Here is a 17,541-nt window from a genome sequence, read left to right as displayed (position 1 = left end):
AAGATCATGAATCGTCGGCGTCGAAAGGTGCCGGACAGTGTTACGCGCCGGCACGAAGGTGTCGGCGCGCATTTTTGCGGTGGTGCGATTCAGTTTTACGACCTGGAGATCAGGTCAGCGCCGGCTCGGCCAGACGGAGCAGATCGTCCGCCTCCGCCGCAGCCGCCGCGAGCCGATCGTTGTCGGCACGCAGACGCGTGATCTCGAACTCCAGTGCCTGAACCCTGGCACGCAGTCGGGTGACCTCGTCGAGCAGACGCCGGTCGGGCGCTGCACCTACGTGGCCGTAGAGGGCCTTCGCCATGCTGACTCCTTGATATGCGCTGCCGGAAAGGCCGGCCAACGCGCGCCCATTTGTACGCGGCTGTCATTCCAGGCTGTATCTGGGCATGACCGGGCGCGACTGGCGACACCTATATATTGAGCCGCAAACCCCTCCTTCGTCAAGTTCTCGCAGGCCGTAGATCATCTCCACGTCGACCTGTCCACTTGTCGGGGGGCTGCCTCCAAGGCACGGACACGCTCTGTCCGGACGCCTTTACTGTACGCCCGGATCCGCGGAAGTCCGCACCTTGGCGTCCGACTTCCCCTTAACTCTTTCTTAGCCACGTTGCCGCAGGTCGCGGGCGCGCCGTAGCGTCACCCGCGCCCATCACCGACCCCTGGAGGCATAGGCGTGCACGGCTGGACCGATCCGATGGATCCGAACGGCGCCCCTCGGCGCGCCGAGCGGCCGACCGACGAGCCAACCTGGCTGCACGACCGCCCGGAGCCCCGCTCGGCATACCTGTTCGGCGACGAGCCCGGCCAGCCGGGCGACGAGTGGCACCGGGAGCAGACCAGCGACGGCCGGCAGCCGGAGCCGGCGGCCGACCCGTACGCCACCACCTGGCCCGGTCACCGACCGGCGGGTGCGACCGGCGACTGGGGCACCAGCGGCCCGACCCAGGACGCCCCCGGGGGCTGGCACACCGACACCGGTCCGGAGACCACCGGCGGCTGGCACAGCGACACCGACGCCGCCCAGGAGGCGACCGACGGCTGGCGCGGTGCCGGCGTGACCGGCCGGCCCGGCGAGGGGCGGCACCGCTCCCCACGCCGCTGGCGCAAGCCGCTGATGATCGGGGGCGCCGCCGCGGCCGCCACGCTCGTGGTGAGCTTCGGCGTCGGCGCGCTCGCGCTTCCCGGCGGTGACGACGGGGCCGCGCAGCCGACGGCCGTCGACGACACGTACGCGGCCTCGGCAGCGCCGACCGAGGAGCCGGCCCTGGACACCCTCGCCGCACCCTCGCCGTCCGGCACACCCAGCCCGACGGCTCCGAGCCCGTCGCCGAGCAAGGTCGTCAAGCCCACGCCAGCGGCATCGCGGACCACCGCCGCGTCCCGGCGCAGCGTTCAGCGCAGCACCGCGCCGAGCAGCACCGCCGGGTCCAGTGGTTCCAGTGGTGCCAGCGGCTCCGTCAGCGCCCAGGCCCGCGAGGTGGTGGACCTGGTCAACGCCGAGCGGGCCAAGGCCGGCTGCAAGGCGCTGACCATCGACGACAAGCTGATGACGGCCGCCCAGCGACACAGCCAGGATCAGGCCGACCACCAGAACATGTCGCACACCGGTAGTGACGGCAGCAACGCCGGCGTCCGGCTGGACCGCGTCGGTTACGCCTGGCGCACGTACGGCGAGAACGTGGCCTGGAACCAGAAGACCCCGGCCGCGGTGATGGACGCCTGGATGAACAGCTCCGGTCACCGGGCCAACATCCTGAACTGCGCGTTCACCGAGATCGGCGTCGGTATCGCCAGCAGCAACGGGCCGTACTGGACGCAGGTCTTCGCGGCGCCGCGCTGACCGCGCGTCGTTCCCGCCCCCGCGCTCGTTTGACCCGGTGAGGTACGTCGGGCCGGAGCGTGGGGGCCGCGTACCGGTGAGGGCGGCGACGGGCCGTCCGGGACCCGGGAGCTGCCGATGCGGATCCGGCCGCGGCGACGCGCCACCGTACGCCCACTGCGCCGCGTCCTGTCGGCCGGCGTCGCGCTCGCCCTGGTGGTGCCGGCGTACGGGTGCCGGCCCGCGCTGACCCCACCCGGCGCGCCCACCGCGTGGCCAACCGCACAGGCCCGGCACTGGCAGTGGCAGTGGCAGCTCACCGGCCCACTCGACCCGGCGGTCGACGCGAACGTCTTCCTGCTCGACCCGGTGGCCACCACCGCCGCGCAGACCGCCGAGCTGCGCTCCCGGGACCGCCGGTTGATCTGCCAGGTGCACGTGGGGTCGTTCCGCTCGGCCGACCCGGACGCCAGCCGGTTCCCGGAGGTCGTCCGGGGCGCGGCCGGCCGTCGCCCCGACAGCCGATGGCTGGACGTCCGGAGTTGGGACGCGCTCCGACCGGTGTTGGCCGACCGGTTCCGGCTGTGCCGGGGCAAGGGCTTCGGCGCGGTGGCACTCTTCGACGCCGACGGGTACGCGGCCCGCAGCGGCTTTCCGCTCGACTTCGACGACCAGCTGCTGTTCAACCGCCGGTTGGCCGAGTTGGCCCGTTCGCTGAGCCTGTCCCCCGGCCTGGTCAACGACGTGCCGCAACTCGCCGCGCTGGCACCGGACTTCGACTTCGCGGTCAACGAGGAGTGCGTCCGGCTGACCCAGTGCGCCAAGCTGCTGCCGTTCAGCGACGCCGGCAAGCCGGTCTTCCACGTGGAATACACCGGCTCGACCGACGACTTCTGCGTCACCACCGTCGGCTACGGCTTCGCGTCGATCCGGAAGGACCGCGCGTTGGACGCGTCCCGGGAAGCCTGCCCACTGCCCTGAAACCCGGCTGGGCCGGGCCGCGGTCGCGGCTCGGCCCAGCACGGCTCGAGGGTCAGGGCACCGGCACCAACTCCGGGGTCGGTGCGGGCGGATCGGCGGGAGCGGGCGCCGGGCGAGAGCGCAGGAAACGCGGGGCCCACCAGTTGGCGTCGCCGAGCATGGTCATCAACGCCGGCAACACCACGCCTCGGATGATCGTGGCGTCCAGCAGGATCGCCGCCGCCAGGCCGATGCCGAGCTGCTTCATGTCGATCGTGCTCAGCGTGGCGAAGATCGAGAAGACCCCGACCATCACGATCGCCGCGCTGGTCACCACCCCGGCCGACGAGGTGATCCCGTACGACACGGCGTCGCGGTTGGGCATGCCGGACCGGATCCCCTCACGGATCCGACTCACCACGAAGACGTGGTAGTCCATCGAGAGGCCGAAGAGCACCACGAAGAGGAACAGCGGCAGCCAGGACACGATCGCGCCCATCGACGTGAAGCCGAGCAGCCCCTCGGCCCACTCACCCTGGAAGACCAGCACCAGCAGGCCGTACGCGGCACCGGCGGAGAGCAGGTTCAGCGCGATCGAGCTTGCCGCGATCACCACCGACCGGAAGGTGAACGCCATGACCAGGAAGGTCAGCACCAGCACGAAGCCCATCACCAGCGGCAACTTGTCCCGGACGTGCTGGGCGTAGTCCTCGCTGTCGGCCACGCTCCCGCCGACCGCGTACTCGATGCCGGGGATGCCCCGCAGCTCGGCCGGGACCAGCTCCTCGCGCAACTTCTCCAACGACTGCACCGAACGGTCGTCCCGACTGGCGTACGGGGTGGGCACGTCCAGCACCGAAACCCGCCGGTCGGCCGACACCTCGATCTTCGGACCGTCCGCCTCGGCCGGCGCGAACAGCGGATCACCGGCGGCCCGGGTGGACAGGTCGGTCAGCGCGGCGTGAACCCGATCGGCCTGGTCGGCGGGCGCCCGGACGGCCACCACGTGATTGGTGCCGGCGCTCGGGAAGGCGGCGGTGAGCCGGTCGTACGCCTGCATCGCCGGCGTGGTACGGGGCAGGTCCTCCATGCCGGGGAACTTCAGCTTCATGCCGAGCGCCGGGGCGGCCAACGCGAGCAGCAGCCCGACCGAGATGACCAACGTCGCCACCGGCGCACGCAGCGCGGGCCGGAGCACCGCGGGCCACAGCCGGGGCGTGCGGGGCTCGCCGTGCCGGCCGGTACGCGGCGCGGTCAGGCGCCAGAGCAGCGGCACCCGGGGCCGGTCCACCCAGCGACCGAGCCGGGCCAGCAGGGCGGGCAGGACGGTCAGCGAACCGGTCACCGCGACGGCGACCACGAGGATCGAGCCGATGGCGAGGGACGAGAAGACCACGTCGCCGGCGAGCAGCAGCCCGGCCATCGAGATCATCACGGCGAAGCCGGAGACCACCACGGCGTGCCCGGAGGTCTCCGCGGCGATCTCCACCGCGTCCAGACCGGACCGGCCCTTGGCGCGTTCCTCCCGCTCCCGACGGATGTAGAACAGCGAGTAGTCGACCCCGACGGCCATGCCGATCAGCAGGATCACCGGTGCCGTGGTGTCGGTGGCCGGCACCAGGTGCGAGGCCAGGGTGGACAGACCCATCGCGGCAGCCACCGAGGAGAGGGCCAGCAGCACCGGCACGCTCGCCGCGATCAGCGCGCCGAACGCGATGATCAGAATGGCCAGGGTGACCGGCAGACTGAGCAGCTCGGCACGCTTGAAGTCCTTGCCCAGGGTGTCGTCGAGGGCTTGGCCGATCGATGGCCCACCCACCTGCTCGACACGCAGCTCGGGGTGCGCGGCCTGCACGCCGGCAGTGGCGTCCCGCAACGGCTGCACCCGCTCCGAGGCCGTCTCCGGGTCGCCCGACATGGTGATCGGCAGCAGCAGTGCCGAGCCGTCCCGCGCGGTGATCGGCTGGCCCACCCCGGCCACCCCGGTGACCGTCCGCAGCCGGGCCGCCGCGTCGTCGGCCGCCGCCTTCGCCGCGCTCTGGTCCAGCGCGCCGCCCCGTGAGGTGATGAGGACGTTGTCCACGGCCGGGTCGTCGAAGTCACCGGCGTCCACGATCAGGCCGGCCCGCCCCGTCTCGCCGATCGCCTGGTCGCCGCTGGTGGCCTCGTTGAGGCCGGCGGCGTTGCCGCCGACGAAGCACACCGCCACGAACACGGCCCACAGTGCGATCGCGCGCCACGGGTGCTCGGCGCTCCACCGCGCCAGCCGCACCGTCACCGGTCTCTTCCCCATCTCGGGTCCCCCTGTCACGTCAACCCCCTGTCAACGGTGCTGACGCTAGGTGCGTGACGAGGCGGTGACATCCGGGATCGGCCCCGGCCCACCCTGGAATCACCGCACCGGGAGCAGGGGTCCGTTCGAAGGACAGCGGCCGGTGATCCGGACGTACACCGGGGTCCACCCCGGAGCGACCCGCCGCGACCCGCCGGCACCGCCCCGGAGCCGACTCCGGGTCATCCCCGAAGGGAACCCCGGGGCCGTGGCTGACAGCGCGGGCAGCTGTACGAGGACCGGTTCATGAACGCCTCGCGTCGGATCGGCGAGCCGCACCGCCGGCAGGGCTCTCCCTCGCGGCCGTACGCGTTCAGCTCCCGGTCGAAGTAGCCGCTCTCCCCGTTGACGTTGACGTAGAGGGCGTCGAAGCTGGTGCCGCCCTGCCTGATCGCCTCGCCGAGCACGTCCCGGACGTGGCCGAGCAGGCGTTGCGCGGCCGGGCCGGTCAGCGCGTCGGTGGGTCGGCCGCCGTGCAGCCCGGCGCGCCAGAGCGCCTCGTCGGCGTAGATGTTGCCCACCCCGGAGATCAGGGTCTGGTCGAGCAGGGCCCGCTTCACCTCGGTGTGCCGGCGGCGCAGCGCGGCGACGAACTCCGCATCGGAGAACTCCGGGTCCATCGGGTCGCGGGCGATGTGCGCGATCTCGTCGGGCAGCTCGGCGCCGCCCTCGCTCACCGAGAGGCCGCCGAACGTACGCTGGTCGACGAAGCGCAGCTCCGGCCCGTCGTCGCTGAACCGGAACCGGACCCGCAGGTGGGTCTCGTCCGTCGTGCCGGGTGGCTGGAGCAGCATCTGGCCGGACATCCCGAGGTGCCCGATGATGGCGTCGCCGCTGTCCAGCGGCAGCCACAGATACTTGCCGCGACGGCGGGCGTCCAGCACCGTCCGGCCGGCGAGCACGTCGGCGAAGTGCACGTCGCCCGGAACGTGCCGACGCACCGCCCGCGGATGACGAACCTCGACCGAGGTGATCCGCCGGCCGACGACCCACTGGGCCAACCCCTGCCGGACGGTCTCCACCTCGGGCAGTTCAGGCACGCCGCAACCCGGTCTCGTGGCCGTCGGCGCCCCCGGCCGGCAGCGCCTGCGCCAGGTGATCGGCCTGCTCGGCCTGAGCGGCCCGCTCGGCGCGCTCCAGGGGCCCGAACGGCTCGTCCCGGTCGGCCGCGTCATCCGGGTCGATCGGCTGCTCCCGGCCACCGTCGTCGGCGCGACCATCCTGGCCGTCGTCACCGTTCTGGCCGTTCTGCTCGGCGAGCGTCCGCCAGGCGGCCTCGGCGGCCCGCTGCTCGGCCTCCTTCTTGCTGCGGCCCTCGGCGCCGCCGTACCGGTTGCCGGCCACCACCACCCAGGCGGTGAAGGTCTTGAGGTGGTCCGGGCCGGTGCCCTCGATCCGGTACTCCGGCACACCGAGCCCGAGCGCCGCCGTCAGCTCCTGGAGGCTGGTCTTCCAGTCCAGCGCGGCACCTCGACCGGCCGACTCCGCCATCAACGGATCGAAGAGCCGGTGGATGACGATCCCCGCGGTGTCCAGCCCGTACTGGAGGTAGATCGCGCCGAGCAGCGCCTCCAGCGTGTCGGCGAGGATGCTCGCCTTGTCCCGGCCACCGGTGGTCTCCTCACCCTTGCCGAGCAGCAGGTACGCGCCGAGCCCGTCCGGGCCCAGACCGCGGGCCACGTCGGCGAGCGCCCGCATGTTGACCACGCTGGCGCGCAGCTTGGCCAACTGCCCCTCGGGCAGATCCGGGTGGTTGTGGAAGAGCGCCGTGGTGATCACCACGCCGAGCACAGAGTCGCCCAGGAACTCCAGCCGCTCGTTGGTGGGCAGCCCGCCGTTCTCGTACGCGTACGAGCGGTGGGTCAACGCGCGCTCGAGCAGCTCGGGTTCCAGGCTCACTCCGAAGGCGGCTTCCAGGTGGCCGACGGACGCCCGCCGCCGCTTGTCGTTGCTCATGTGCGTACCTCGGTGTCGGTGGAGCGGTCGGTGCGATCCGTCGCGGCGTCGCCGTCCAGCAACGCGGTGACCAGATCGGTGGCGCGCCGCCGCCACAGGTGGGCGGCGAGAGCTATGCCGGAGGCGACGTCGTCGGGGCGGGCGGACCCGTGGCAGACGACCACCGTCCCCAGGACGCCCAGCAGGGCCGCCGCGCGGGGGGCACCGCCCTCGGCGGGTGGGCCGCCGGCCATCGCGTACGCGCCCTCAATGGCCTTGAGCAGCACGTTACCGGTGAAGCCATCGGTGACGACCACATCGGCGCGCGCGCCGAGGGCCACGTCGTACCCCTCGACCAGGCCGACGTAGCGCGCCCCGCCGGGCAGCGGTTCGACGGCGAGCAGTGGGTCGGTGGCCCGGCGGACCCGGTCGCCCTTGCCGGCCTCGGTGCCGACCGAGAGCAGCCCGACCCGTGGTGCGGCGATCGAGTGGGCCACCGCCGCGTACGCCGCGCCGAGCACGGCGTGCCGGGCGAGCGTGGCCGGGCGGGGTTCCAGGGAGCCACCGACGTCGAGTAAGACGACCGGCCCCGCCACGGCGGGCAGGGTGGCGGCCAGCGCGGGCTGGCGGATCTCCGGCGAGCGACCGAGACCGAGCACGGCCGCGGTGACCGTGGCACCGGTGGCGCCGGCGGAGACCAGGGCGTCGGCGGTGCCGTCCCGGACGGCGGTGACCGCGGCCCGGACGGTGCTCTCGGCACGGGCGGCGCTGGGATGGTCGGCCATGCCGACGACATCACGGACGGGCCGCACCGTGATCCGGACACGTTGTGCCGGATCGAGGGCAGCGATCAACCCGTCGGCGACCTCGGTCGGGCCGACGAGAAGCAGATGCAGGTCAGGGTCGGCGCGCATGGCCCGCAGAGCGCCGTCAACCACGACGGCGGGAGCGTCGTCCCCGCCGAGGAGGTCAACGGCGATCCGCGCGGTGCCCGGCTCCACCGGAACGCCGGCCGGATTGGGCCAGCCGACGTCGGAGGGAGCCGGGGCACCGGGCGAATGCCAGGATGCGCGCGCCGCCCGATCTGGTGTCGGGGGCGTCACTCGGCGTCCAGGTCAGACCTCGAGAACCTGGCGGCCGTTGTAGGTGCCGCAGACGGAGCAGGCGGCGTGCGGCAGCTTCGGGGACTTGCACTGCGGGCACGCAACGGTCGCGACCACGGTCGCCTTCCAGTTCGCCCGGCGGGACCGGGTGTTGCTGCGCGACATCTTGCGCTTCGGGACGGCCACGGTTCTTACTCCTCTGTAACGGTCAGTTGCGACAGGCCCGCCCAACGCGGGTCGATCTGCTGGTGACTGTGGTCGGCCGGCAGATCGTCCCAGTGCGCCCCGCATTCGGGGCACAGTCCTGGGCAGTCCTCCCGGCAGAGCGGGTTGGTCGGCAGCGTGAGCACCAACGCGTCCCGCAGCGCCGGCTCCAGGTCGATCAGATCGCCCTGCATCCGGCCCACCTCGTCCTCGTCGGTCGTGGCGTCCGTGGTGCTGTCCTCGTACGCGTACAGCTCCTGGATCGTCACGCCCATCGAGTCGTTGATCTCGCGCAGGCAACGGCCGCACTCGCCCCGGACGGGACCGGTGATGGTCCCGGAGACGAGCACGCCCTCGGACACCGACTGCAACCTCAGATCGAGGTCGAGGTCTGCGCCCTCCGGCACGCCGATCAACTCCACACCGAGGTCCGCCGGTGCCGGCACGACCCGCTGGACCTCACGCAACGCGCCAGGGCGACGCGGCAGGTCTCTCGTGTCGAGGACCAACGGCGACCTGGGGTTGAGTGTCGATGGCGAGTGCTTGGGCATAGTTAGACTCCGGCCGGTGAGAGGCCGACAAAAAAGGTTACCTGGGCGACCGCCGGACCGTCGAACCGGGGGCGACGCCCGCCTGAGAAGTCGGCTGGTGAGGTGCCGCTCAGAAGGGTAGCGGGCGTTCCGCCTCATCCCCAGCGAAGGTGCCGATCTCCCGCAATGCGTGCATCTTGTCCCGGCCGCGCTCTATCGAGGCCAGCGCCCGGGTGAGGAACTGCTCGAAGTTGGCCAGCGCGGTGTCGACATAGTCGTCGACCTCCTCCCGCAGGCGCTGCGCCTCGGCACGGGCCTCCCCGATGATCCGGGCGCCCTCGTGCTCGGCCGACACGGTGATCTCGTTCACCGACACCAGGCGGGCGTGTTCTGCCTCACCCTCGCTGATGATCCGGTCCGCCTCACGCTTGCCGGCTTCCATGATCTTGTCGCGCTCCTCCAGGAGCGCGGCGGCGCGACGCAGGTCGGCGGGGAGATCGGCGCGCATCTCGTCGAGGGCCGCGATCATCTCACCCCGGTCGACCATACAGTTGTTACGCGACATCGGGACGGAGCGGGCCTGCTCCAGGATGGCGATCAGTTCGTCGATGCGATCGAGCGGGTCCACCGGCTACCTCACCCCTGTCGTTCGTCGGCCGACCTCCATGATGCGGGCTGCGGCCGTTCCCCGCGCCACCAATCATGTCGTGCCCGCCCCACCGCCGCCCCACTCACCCCAACCCGGCGAGTCGCGACATTGCCACCCCCCGCACCCCGCACCCCGCCCCTCCTCGTCGATCTTGCACTTTCTGTCGCGCCGAATCACCCCGAAAATGAGCAAAACGGGAACCGAAAGTGCAAGATCGCGGGAGTTGGGGGCGGGGGCAGGGGGCGGGGGCGGGGGCGGGGGGCAGGTCAGCGGCGGGGGCCCAGGCGGGCCTGGAGGGCTTCGCGGACCGGGTCGGGGACGTGGGCGGAGATGTCGCCGCCCCACTTGGCCACGTCCTTCACCAGGCTCGACGAGAGGAACGAGTAGAGCGGGTTGGTCGGCATGAACAACGTCTCGACGCCGGCCAGCCCGATGTTCATCTGGGCCATCTGCAACTCGTAGTCGAAGTCACTGACCGCGCGCAGACCCTTGATCAGCACACTCGCCTGCTGCGCCCGGCAGAAGTCCACCAGCAGCCCCCGGAACGACTCGACCCGCACGTTGCCGTACGACGAGGTCACCTCGCGGAGCATCTCGATCCGCTCCTCGACGGTGAACAGGCCACTCTTCGACTGGTTCACCAGCACACCGACGATCACCTCGTCGAAGAGCCGACTGGCCCGACCGATGATGTCAAGGTGTCCGTTGGTGACCGGGTCGAACGAACCGGGACAGACCGCACGTCTCATGATCGGCGACCGTACCAAAGGGTGGTCTCGCCGTAACGGCGACTGCGCTCGGGGGTGATCCCGTCCACCCAGTCGAACTCCCTGGTACGGCTGGACCGCTCCACCACCACCAACGCGTCAGGTGCCAGCCAGCCACCATCGACCAGTGCGGTCAACAGCGCGGTGATCTCCGCGTCCGGCACCGCGTACGGCGGGTCGGCGAACACCACGTCGTACGGCTCGCCGTCCGGACCGGCGGCCAGCACCGTCGCCACCTTGCCGGTGACCAGGCGAGCCGCCGGGCCGGCGCGGAGGGCCGCCACGTTCTCCCGGATCACCCGGGCTGCCCGTGGGTCGGACTCCACCAGCAGCACGTGCCGGGCCCCCCGGGAGAGCGCCTCCAGCCCGACCGCGCCGGAGCCGGCGTACAGGTCGGCGAAGCGGGCGCCGTCCAGGTCGACCTCGGCCTGGACGGCACTGAACAGCGCCTCCCGGACCCGGTCCGAGGTGGGTCGGGTGCCGGCGCCGGGCGGCGCGGCGATCCGCCGGCCGCCGAGCGTGCCGGCCACGATCCGGGTCACCGTTTCCTCCTGCTCATGCCCGCGACGCTACGCGATGGGACACGTGCCCGGTCTGGACGGCGCGGATCCGTGCAGCCGGCCACCCGGCATCGGCGCTGAGCACGCATGCAGCCCCGACGGCGCAGACATCCACCATGGAGCCATCAAGGGCGAACCGTCCCCAGTGATCAAAGCAGCACCTTGGGTATATCAAAGATCACGAATCGGTGACATTGCCCAACGGCAATGATCTGCACTCCCCTCATTCACCACCCATCAGTACAGTCTCCCCCTGTCCCCGCTTTCGCCGCGGGAACACCACCGCGTCGCGCGACGCCCCGGTGAGCAGGCGACCCCCCCGGTCACGATGTCTCCCGGCCTCCCGCCACGCGATCCGTACCCCCTCACCAGGAGCAGGCGTGAACCCTCCCAAGTCTCCGTTCCGGCGCGTCGCGGCCATCGCCGCTGGCGCGCTGATCGGCCTCGCCGGCGTCGGCGTCTTCGCGAGCCCCGCGAGCGCCCACTACACCGAGCCGAGCGGCCAAGCGGTCTGCGACACCACTACCGGCGAGTGGGTGGTGAACTGGACCGTCAAGAGCGTCTACCACTACTCCTCGAAGAGCTTCCAGCTGTCGAGCGTCAAACTCACTCCCGCCAACACCACGGTTACCAACATCGTCGCGACGTCGGAGAAGACCTCCTACCCGTACGACGTCAACACACCGATCACCGGCGTGCAGCGGGTGCCGGGCTCGGCCACCGAGGCCACCCTCGCCGTGAAGGCCCGCTGGGACGATGGCTACCCCGAGAAGAAAGCCCGCACGGCGAAGGTGACGTTCGAGGGCACCTGCGAGAAGGATGAGCCGCCGGCCAGCCCGTCGCCGGAGCCGCCGGCCAGCCCGTCGCCGGAGCCGACGCCGAGTGCCACGCCGCCGACGACCCCGCCGGCGGTGACCATCCCCACCGCCAGCTTCGCCTCCGACTGCGAGGGCGCCGTCACGGTGACGCTCGCCAACGGCGCGGACGCCACCACTGACGCCAAGCTCACCGTCAAGGCCAAGGGCTTCTCGGAGACCTACACCGTCAAGCCGGGCGACAGCAAGAAGGACATCGTTGTTCCGGCCAAGGCCGGCGAGATCACCGTAAGCGATGGTGACAAGCCGGTGGGCGAGCCCTACACCTGGACGAGCCCCGAAGACTGCGTCAAGCCGGGCGAGCCCCAGGCCGGCTACGAGTCCACCTGCGACAAGCTGATCTTCGGCTTCGCCAACCCAGAGGACGGCAAGGCTTTTGAGGTGACCCTGACCCCGAACAAGGGTGAGGCGCAGAAGCGGACCGTCGAGCCGGGCAAGACCGTGGTCGTCGAGTTCCAGGCGTTCGAGGGTCTGACCGTGACCCCGGCGGCCGAGGGCCTCGACGACACCAGCCCGATCGCCTGGGAGAAGCCGGCCGACTGCACCCCGGGTCAGGGTGGCGGCGGCAAGGACGAGCCGGCGCTGCCGCTGACCGGTGCTGCCACCGGCGGGATCATCGCTGGCGCGGCGGTCCTGCTGGCCGCCGGTGTGGCGCTGTTCATGGTCGCCCGCCGTCGCCGGGTGCGCTTCACCGCCTGAGACAACCCGCTCTGACACCTGAGGGCGCGCCGACCACCCGGTCGGCGCGCCCTCAGCCATGTGACCTGCGTGATCGACTCGACGTCACCGAAACCGGGGTATCCCATCGGCGGGGATACCCCGGCTTCTTGAAATCGGAGTGGATCACCAGGCCGCGCGATCACCAGGCCGCGCGATCACCAGGCCGCGCGATCACCAGGCCGCGATCACCAGGCCGGGTGGCCGGCGGTGATCAGCCCTTTTCGAGGTATTCCGCGCGGTCCTCGTCGACCAGGGCGGCCACCGAGGCGGCGAGCGCCGGGTTGCGGGTCAGCTCCGGGTCGTCCTCGATCAGGGTGATCGCCTCGGCCCGGGCGTCGCGGATCAGGTCGGTGTCGCGTTTCAGCGACAGCAATCGCAGGTGCGAACGATGGCCGGACTGGGTGGCACCGAGCACGTCACCCTCGCGGCGCTGCTCCAGATCCAGTTCGGCGAGCTTGAAACCGTCGCTGGTGGACGCCACCGCGTCCAGCCGCTCCCGCGCCGACGAACCCTCAGCCGCCTCGCTGACCAGCAGGCACAGCCCGGCGGCGGCACCCCGGCCGACCCGGCCGCGCAACTGGTGCAACTGGGAGACACCGAACCGGTCGGCGTCCAGCACGATCATCACGGTCGCGTTCGGCACGTCCACGCCGACCTCGATTACCGTCGTGGCCACCAGTACGTCCAGGTCGCCGGCGGCGAAGGAGCGCATCACCGCGTCCTTCTCGTCCGCCGGCAGGCGACCATGCAGCACCCCGATCCGCAGGCCGTGCAGCGGGCCCTCGGCCAGCAGCGGAGCCACCTCGGTCACCGCCAGCGGCGGACGTCGGCCGTTGTCATCCTCGGCTGGCGGTTCCTCGTCCGACACCGGTCCATCCCCGATCCGCGGGCAGACCACGTACGCCTGATGGCCGGCGGCCACCTCCTCGCGCAGCCGACGCCAGGCCCGCTCCAGGTAGGCCGGCTTCTCGGCGGCCGGCACCACGTGCGAGGCGATCGGCGACCGGCCTCGGGGCAGTTGGGAGAGTGTGGAGACCTCCAGGTCGCCGTAGACGGTCATCGCCACCGTGCGCGGGATCGGGGTGGCCGTCATCACCAGCACGTGCGGCGGCTGGTCGGCCTTGGCCCGCAGGGCGTCGCGCTGCTCCACGCCGAAGCGGTGCTGCTCGTCGACGACCACCAGCCCGAGGTCGGCGAAGTCGACCCCCTCGTAGAGCAGGGCGTGGGTGCCCAGCACGATGCCGGCGGCGCCGCTGGCCACCTCGCCGAGCGCCCGGCGGCGGGCCGCCGCGCCCAGCGAACCGGTGACCAGCTCGACCCGGGTGGCGTGCTCGGCGGAGCCCAGCTCACCGGCCCGCCCGAGTGGCCCGAGCAGGTCGAGCATGCCGCGGTGGTGCTGGGCGGCGAGCACCTCGGTGGGCGCCAGCAGTGCCGCCTGCCCGCCCGCGTCGACGACCTGGAGCATCGCGCGCAGCGCCACCACCGTCTTGCCCGAGCCCACCTCGCCCTGTAGCAACCGGTGCATGGGGTGCGGGGTGGCCAGGTCCGCCGCGATCTCCACGCCCACCTCACGCTGACCGGCCGTCAGCTCGTACGGGAGTCGGGCATCGAACGCCTCCAACAGCCCGCCTGGGCGCGCCGGGCGGGGCCGGGCCGGCCAGTCGGCTGCCCGGTGCTTGCGTTGCACCAGGGTCAGCTGGACGGCGAATGCCTCGTCCCACTTGAGTCGCCGACGCGCCCGGTGCAGCTCATCCTTGCTGGACGGCCGGTGGATCTCCGTCAACGCGGTGCCGAGCCCGACCAACTTGCGGCTGGCTCGCACGCCGGCCGGCAGCGGATCGTCCGGCGGGGTGAACGTGTCCAGCACGACGCGTACGCAGCGCGCGATCACCCAGGTCGGCACGGCGGCGGCGGCCGGGTAGACGGGAATCAGCGCACCGGCGAACTCCTCGATGTCGTCGCTGACCGCAGCCTCGCCGTCCCCACCCTCGCCGAGCAGGACGTACTCCGGGCCGTTGAGCTGCCGTTTGCCCCGAAACTCGGTGACCTTGCCGGCGAACAGGCCCCACCGGCCGGGGCGCAGCTCCCGCTCGCGCCACGCCTGGTTGCCGAAGAAGGTCAACGTCAGCACCCCGCCGGAGCCGTCGCCGACGGTCACCTCCAGCAGGTTGCCCCGCCGCTGACGCATCGGGCGCACCGCGGTGCGCTGCACCTGGGCCAGCACGGTGACCTGCTCACCGACGTCCAGCGAGCGGATGTCGGTGTGCTCGCCACGTTCGTCGTAGCGACGCGGGAAGTGGTAGACCAGGTCACCCGCTGTGTGCAGGTCGAGGTGCGAGGCCAGCGCCTTGGCTGTCTTGTCCCCGACGAGCTTCTTCAGCGGAGTGTCCACCGTGGCTGGTTCGCTCATTCGATCCCTACCAGGAGCGGATAAAACGGCTGGCCGCCCGGGTACGCGTGCACCTCGACGAACGGCCAGCGCCGCGCGACATGCGCGCGGACGGCATCGGTGAGGCCGGCTGGGGCGTCCACCCCGGCCAGCAGGGTGACCATCTCGCCACCACCGCCGAGCATCCGGTCGACCACGGCCGCGCAGGTGTCGGTGAGGTCGGTGCCGATGAGGTGCACCTCGCCCTCGACCAGCGCCAGCACATCACCGGGACGGCACGGGCCGGCCACGGTCAGCGCCTCGCGGCTGGCGTGGCAGACCTCGGCGTAACGGCAGGCGCCCGCCGCCTCGGCCATCGCGATGACGTCGTCCTCGAAGCGGCGGTCGCCGTCGCGGACCGCGAGAGCGGCCAGCGCCTGCACGGGCGAGCGGGTCGGCACCACGCTCACCTTGATGCCGTACCGATGGGCCTCACGGGCGGCCGCGCTCGCCACCGCCTCCGTGTTGGCGTCGTTGGGCAGCACCACCACCCGGGCCGCGCCGGTGCTGCGGACGGCGTCCAACAGCTCACCGGTGGACGGGTTGCCCGGCACCACGGTGGCACCCTCCGCGGTGAACAGGTCGGCGATGCCGCCGCCGGTGGCCACCACCACCGCGGCCCGACCGGCCACCACCGGGCCGGAGGGCGACTCCGGCTGATCGGCGAATCGGGTCACCGAGATCCGGTACGGGCGGCCGACCGCGACACCGGCCTCGATCGCCGCGCCCACGTCGTTGACGTGCACGTGCACGTTCCAGGTGCCCTCCGGCTCGCGACCGTCGCCGACGACGACGAGCGAATCCCCCAGGGCGTCCAGTGCCCGCCGTAACCCGGCGACCGCCTCGGCTCCGGCATCGAGCAGGAACTGCACCTCGTACGCGTACTCGTCGGAACCGGTCTCGCGGGCGACGGTGGCCGCCGGGCGGGCGGAGCGCGACGCCGGCGCGGGCCCGGCCGTGCTCTCCCCGGTCAGCACCTCGACCAGGGCGTCCAGCAGCACGCAGAGCCCTCGACCACCGGCGTCGACCACACCGGCGCGAGCCAGCGCCGGCAGCTGCTCCGGGGTGCGGGCGAGCGCCTCGGTCGCCGCCCGGGCCGCGGCGCGGGCCACCGCCGGCAGGTCGTCGGTGTCCGCGCGGTCGGCCGCGGTGGCGGCAGCGGCGACCACGGTCAGGAGGGTGCCCTCGACCGGCCGGGCGACGGCGGTGTACGCGGCGGTGGTGCCCGACCGCAGCGCGGCGGCCAGCTCCCGACCGCGCACCGCCGGCACCCCGGCGACCTCGTCGGCGAAGCCGCGCAGGATCTGCGAGAGGATCACCCCGGAGTTGCCCCGCGCGCCGAGCAGCGCCCCCTGCGCCATCAACCGCAGCGCGTGCCCGTGGGCGGTCGGCCCGCTGTCGGGAAGTGTGTCCAGATCCATCGCGAGGGCCTGCTGGGCCGAGGTGAGGGTGAGCACCAAATTGGTGCCGGTGTCGCCGTCGGGCACCGGATAGACGTTGAGCTGGTCGATCTCGCCCTGGTGGCGCTTCAGTGCGGCCAACCCGCTCGCGCACCAGCGGCGGACCGCGGCGGCGTCGAGGGTGTCCAGCACGGCCAGAAGCCTACTGGCGCGCACCGACACCCGTCGGACTCGTCGGGCGTGTCCGTCACGCCTCGGGGCGGCGGTGGCCGCAGCGCGGGCGGATCCCTCCGGTAGCCTTGCCGCCGGGCCGGCCCACCGTCGGGCGGACGGGCCCACGACCAGGCGTGAGCCGGGGCACGGGCGAGCGCCGGACCGGGCCGGTTGGCCGGGTCGGCGAGTCATCGGGTAACCTGACCAGGTTGCCCGGGCAGCACCTGCCGGCGACCTCATGAACGTATCAATCCCAGGAGTATCCCGTGGCTAGCGTGTGCGACGTCTGTGGCAAGGGACCGGGCTTCGGCCACAACGTGTCCCACTCGCACCGGCGGACCAACCGCCGCTGGAACCCGAACATCCAGTCGGTGCGTACCCCGGCCGGTGGCGGCAACACCAAGAAGTTGCAGGTCTGCACCTCGTGCATCAAGGCCGGCAAGGTCACCCGCGCCTGACGCGGTAGCACCCACCTTCTCGTACGGCTCAGCCGGCGGACCCTGCGGTCCGCCGGCTCTGTCGTGTCTCCGGCCGACGCCGTACGCGGGCCAGGCCGAGCCCACCCGGGCCAGGCACACCGGTCAGAGGGTTCGGCCGAAGGAGACGCAGCCCTCCGCGTCCTTGTAGAAGCCGAAGTTCGGAATTCGCTCGTACCCGGCGGAGGCGTACATGGCGATCGCCTCGGGTTGCTTGTCGCCGCACTCCAGCACCACCCGCTTGCGGCCCTGCTCGCGGGCCGAGCGCTCGACGGCCGCCAGCACCGCGCGAGCCACCCCCCGCCCCCGCGCCGCCGGGGCGGTGTACATCCGCTTCAGCTCCGCGGCGTCCGCGCCGTGGCTGCGCCAGCCACCGCAGCCGACCGGCTTACCGGCGAGATACGCCACGAGGAACGCGCCATCCGGCGGCTCGAACTCGGCTGCGTCCACCGGGGTGTCGTCGCCGGAGCCGCCGTAGCGGGCGCCGAGGTCGGCCAGTGCGGCTTGGATCAGCTGCTGCGCCACCGGTGCGTCGAACCGCACCGCCCGGATCTCGATCTCACTCAC

At 72.1% G+C, this 17,541-nt stretch carries 17 protein-coding genes; 4 read left to right on the top strand and 13 right to left on the bottom strand.

From position 1 onward, the window contains the following. Positions 1 to 109 precede the first annotated feature (109 nt). The gene (locus ACIBF8_RS06815) at positions 110 to 304 is read right to left on the bottom strand and encodes a hypothetical protein (protein ID WP_007456482.1); all 195 of its coding nucleotides are present in this window, start codon (positions 302 to 304) and stop codon (positions 110 to 112) included. A 393-nt stretch (positions 305 to 697) separates the two neighbouring features. Between ACIBF8_RS06815 and ACIBF8_RS06810 the strand changes: the two genes are divergently transcribed. Both ACIBF8_RS06810 and ACIBF8_RS06805 read left to right on the top strand, forming a co-directional pair. Continuing rightward, entirely contained in the window at positions 698 to 1,843 is a 1,146-nt protein-coding gene (locus tag ACIBF8_RS06810; protein ID WP_396781395.1) for a CAP domain-containing protein, read from the top strand. A 117-nt stretch (positions 1,844 to 1,960) separates the two neighbouring features. Beyond that, positions 1,961 to 2,803 (top strand): endo alpha-1,4 polygalactosaminidase, encoded by an 843-nt coding sequence (locus ACIBF8_RS06805; protein WP_396781394.1) that lies wholly within the window; start codon positions 1,961 to 1,963, stop codon positions 2,801 to 2,803. A gap of 52 nt (positions 2,804 to 2,855) precedes the next feature. Here the strand turns inward: ACIBF8_RS06805 and ACIBF8_RS06800 are convergent, their stop codons facing one another. From ACIBF8_RS06800 to rsmD, 9 genes are all read right to left on the bottom strand, one after another. Then, on the bottom strand, positions 2,856 to 5,075 hold the full coding sequence (locus ACIBF8_RS06800) for an MMPL family transporter (protein ID WP_396781393.1): 2,220 nt from the start codon (positions 5,073 to 5,075) through the stop codon (positions 2,856 to 2,858). A 221-nt stretch (positions 5,076 to 5,296) separates the two neighbouring features. Further along, the gene (gene mutM, locus ACIBF8_RS06795; protein WP_396781392.1) at positions 5,297 to 6,154 is read right to left on the bottom strand and encodes a bifunctional DNA-formamidopyrimidine glycosylase/DNA-(apurinic or apyrimidinic site) lyase; all 858 of its coding nucleotides are present in this window, start codon (positions 6,152 to 6,154) and stop codon (positions 5,297 to 5,299) included. Next, on the bottom strand, positions 6,147 to 7,070 hold the full coding sequence (gene rnc / locus ACIBF8_RS06790; RefSeq protein ID WP_396781391.1) for a ribonuclease III: 924 nt from the start codon (positions 7,068 to 7,070) through the stop codon (positions 6,147 to 6,149). The genes mutM and rnc overlap by 8 nt, the downstream gene beginning before the upstream one ends. Then, complete coding sequence (locus tag ACIBF8_RS06785) at positions 7,067 to 8,050, bottom strand: phosphate acyltransferase PlsX (protein WP_396781390.1); 984 nt, start codon at positions 8,048 to 8,050, stop codon at positions 7,067 to 7,069. Before ACIBF8_RS06785 ends, rnc begins: the two co-directional genes overlap by 4 nt. Positions 8,051 to 8,164: 114 nt before the next feature. Continuing rightward, on the bottom strand, positions 8,165 to 8,338 hold the full coding sequence (gene rpmF, locus ACIBF8_RS06780) for a 50S ribosomal protein L32 (protein WP_030335284.1): 174 nt from the start codon (positions 8,336 to 8,338) through the stop codon (positions 8,165 to 8,167). A gap of 5 nt (positions 8,339 to 8,343) precedes the next feature. Next, a complete protein-coding gene (locus ACIBF8_RS06775) occupies positions 8,344 to 8,907 on the bottom strand; it encodes a DUF177 domain-containing protein (RefSeq protein ID WP_110562455.1) in 564 nt (187 codons plus the stop codon). A 109-nt stretch (positions 8,908 to 9,016) separates the two neighbouring features. Continuing rightward, positions 9,017 to 9,514 (bottom strand): hypothetical protein, encoded by a 498-nt coding sequence (locus ACIBF8_RS06770; RefSeq protein WP_030335287.1) that lies wholly within the window; start codon positions 9,512 to 9,514, stop codon positions 9,017 to 9,019. A gap of 287 nt (positions 9,515 to 9,801) precedes the next feature. Next, the gene (coaD, locus tag ACIBF8_RS06765; RefSeq protein WP_030335289.1) at positions 9,802 to 10,284 is read right to left on the bottom strand and encodes a pantetheine-phosphate adenylyltransferase; all 483 of its coding nucleotides are present in this window, start codon (positions 10,282 to 10,284) and stop codon (positions 9,802 to 9,804) included. Further along, the gene (gene rsmD / locus ACIBF8_RS06760) at positions 10,281 to 10,844 is read right to left on the bottom strand and encodes a 16S rRNA (guanine(966)-N(2))-methyltransferase RsmD (protein WP_396781389.1); all 564 of its coding nucleotides are present in this window, start codon (positions 10,842 to 10,844) and stop codon (positions 10,281 to 10,283) included. The genes coaD and rsmD overlap by 4 nt, the downstream gene beginning before the upstream one ends. Positions 10,845 to 11,242: 398 nt before the next feature. Here rsmD and ACIBF8_RS06755 point away from each other — a divergent pair, with 398 nt between their 5' ends. Then, positions 11,243 to 12,436, top strand: a complete 1,194-nt coding sequence (locus tag ACIBF8_RS06755; RefSeq protein ID WP_396781388.1) for an LPXTG cell wall anchor domain-containing protein — start codon at positions 11,243 to 11,245, stop codon at positions 12,434 to 12,436. A 232-nt stretch (positions 12,437 to 12,668) separates the two neighbouring features. On the opposite strand, the gene recG is transcribed toward ACIBF8_RS06755, so the two are convergent. Further along, complete coding sequence (gene recG, locus ACIBF8_RS06750; protein WP_396781387.1) at positions 12,669 to 14,867, bottom strand: ATP-dependent DNA helicase RecG; 2,199 nt, start codon at positions 14,865 to 14,867, stop codon at positions 12,669 to 12,671. Next, on the bottom strand, positions 14,864 to 16,477 hold the full coding sequence (locus ACIBF8_RS06745; protein ID WP_396781386.1) for a DAK2 domain-containing protein: 1,614 nt from the start codon (positions 16,475 to 16,477) through the stop codon (positions 14,864 to 14,866). The genes recG and ACIBF8_RS06745 overlap by 4 nt, the downstream gene beginning before the upstream one ends. Before the next feature lie 287 nt (positions 16,478 to 16,764). Between ACIBF8_RS06745 and rpmB the strand changes: the two genes are divergently transcribed. Continuing rightward, entirely contained in the window at positions 16,765 to 16,956 is a 192-nt protein-coding gene (gene rpmB / locus ACIBF8_RS06740; protein WP_007456456.1) for a 50S ribosomal protein L28, read from the top strand. A gap of 123 nt (positions 16,957 to 17,079) precedes the next feature. On the opposite strand, the gene ACIBF8_RS06735 is transcribed toward rpmB, so the two are convergent. After that, positions 17,080 to 17,541, bottom strand: coding sequence for a GNAT family N-acetyltransferase (locus ACIBF8_RS06735; protein ID WP_396781385.1), 462 nt, complete (start codon positions 17,539 to 17,541; stop codon positions 17,080 to 17,082).

Source organism: Micromonospora sp. NPDC050276 (assembly GCF_044459545.1).
Classification (GTDB): domain Bacteria; phylum Actinomycetota; class Actinomycetes; order Mycobacteriales; family Micromonosporaceae; genus Micromonospora.
Note: the sequence above shows the minus strand (reverse complement) of the source record. Positions and strands in the feature narration are given on the sequence as shown.